Origin of the sequence: Pseudomonas sp. NPDC089741 (assembly GCF_044748825.1) — a bacterium.
Taxonomy (GTDB): Bacteria; Pseudomonadota; Gammaproteobacteria; order Pseudomonadales; family Pseudomonadaceae; genus Aquipseudomonas; species Aquipseudomonas helmanticensis.
The window spans coordinates 11,225-13,085 of the sequence record NZ_JBIVGT010000054.1 but is presented as its reverse complement, the minus strand read 5'-3'; the positions used below and the strand labels follow the sequence as shown (position 1 = coordinate 13,085).

The 1,861-nt window shown below is 56.0% G+C and carries 2 protein-coding genes; both read right to left on the bottom strand.

All coding sequences use genetic code 11. The features are described 5' to 3' along the window. Positions 1-1,171 (bottom strand): transcription termination factor NusA (gene nusA / locus ACIPZE_RS28090; protein ID WP_400776646.1); only part of this gene is annotated, 1,171 nt, incomplete at its 3' end. Between the two features lie 47 nt (positions 1,172-1,218). Further along, a complete protein-coding gene (gene rimP / locus ACIPZE_RS28085) occupies positions 1,219-1,677 on the bottom strand; it encodes a ribosome maturation factor RimP (protein WP_129388969.1) in 459 nt (152 codons plus the stop codon). Positions 1,678-1,861 lie beyond the last annotated feature (184 nt).

The window sequence follows — 1,861 nt, the reverse complement described above, 5'->3', positions numbered from 1 at the left end:
ACGCGACGTAGGCAATCTCTTCCCGGCTGGTGAAGCCTTCATCTACCAGCACCTGTGCCAGGTCTTCGTCGACTTCCAGCTCGTCGATGAAGTTGCGCAGGATGTCGCCGGTTTCTGCTTGCTGCTTAGCCTGGATGTCCGATTCGGTCATCACGTTCAGGGTCCAGCCAGTCAACTGGCTAGCCAGACGCACGTTCTGACCACCGCGACCGATGGCCTGAGCCAGATTGTCTGCGCCAACGGCGATGTCCATTGCGTGGGCATCTTCGTCAACGATAATTGCCGCAACCTCGGCCGGGGACATGGCGTTGATCACGAACTGAGCCGGGTTGTCGTCCCACAGGACGATATCAACACGCTCACCGCCCAACTCACCCGACACTGCCTGGACGCGCGAACCGCGCATACCGATGCAAGCGCCCTGCGGGTCGATGCGTTTGTCCTTCGAGCGGACGGCGATCTTGGCACGCGAACCCGGATCACGGGACGCAGCCATTACTTCGATCAGGCCTTCAGCGATTTCCGGCACTTCGATACGGAACAGCTCGATCAGCATTTCCGGCGCGGTACGCGACAGGATCAACTGCGGGCCGCGGTTCTCGGTGCGGATTTCCTTGAGCAGCGCACGCAGACGCACGCCAACACGGAAAGTTTCGCGAGAAATGATGTCTTCACGGGCCAGCAACGCTTCAGCGTTGTTACCCAGATCGACGATCACGTTGTCGCGGGTGACTTTTTTCACGGTGCCGGAGATGATTTCTCCCAGGCGCTCGCGATAGGCGTCGACCACTTGAGCGCGCTCGGCTTCACGTACTTTTTGCACGATGACTTGCTTGGCAGTCTGTGCAGCAATACGGCCGAACTCGATGGATTCGATCTTTTCTTCGACGACGTCGCCAACGTTGGCACCAGGATGCGTTTCGGCAACCTTGCTCGGCCAGGTTTCGATGGCCGGATCGTCGAGATCATTCTCTTCGACGACCGTCCAGCGACGGAAAGTTTCGTATGCCCCGGTGTGGCGGTTAATTTCCACACGCAGGTCAACTTCGTCTTCAAAACGCTTTTTGGTAGCAGTGGCCAAAGCCAGCTCCAGCGCTTCAAAAATTACGCTTGCCGGTACGCCCTTTTCATTGGATACCGACTCAACAACCAGCAGTACTTCTTTGCTCATCGTACGCCTCGCCTTTCGCAAGCCATTGGATCCGCGGGATCCGCGTCTCAGTCAAAACTGGGAATAATGTTGGCCTTGTCGATCATATCGATCGGCAACAGGAACTCATGGTCTTCTACATGCACCACGACATCCTGTTCTTCTACACCGCGCAGAAGGCCCTGAAAGTTGCGCCGACCTTCAAAAGGCGAGCGCAGCTTGATCTTCACTTGTTCACCGGCAAATTTTGCAAACTGCTCAAGAGTGAACAGTGGGCGCTCCATGCCAGGCGAGGAAACTTCGAGGGTGTATTCAACGGTGATTGGATCTTCAACATCCAGCACACCGCTGATCTGACGGCTGACAATGGCGCAATCGTCCACCAGCACACCGCCCTCTTTATCGATATAAACGCGCAACATCGAATGACGACCCTGAGCCGAAAATTCGATACCCCAGCATTCATAGCCCAGGGCCACGACCACCGGGGCCAGCAAGGCCTGCAACTCTTCTAGCTTGCTCGACACCTGAACCCCCTAGTGCATGATATGTGCATGCTTTGCAAAATAAAAAAATGGGCGAAACGCCCATCCTTGAAACGCCGTCGAACAGCGGCGTTGAAAGTGTCCAGCTAACAAAAAGCCCCTTAAAAGGGGCTCCTTAAACTGGTTGCGGGGGCCGGATTTGAACCGACGACCTTCGGGTTATGAG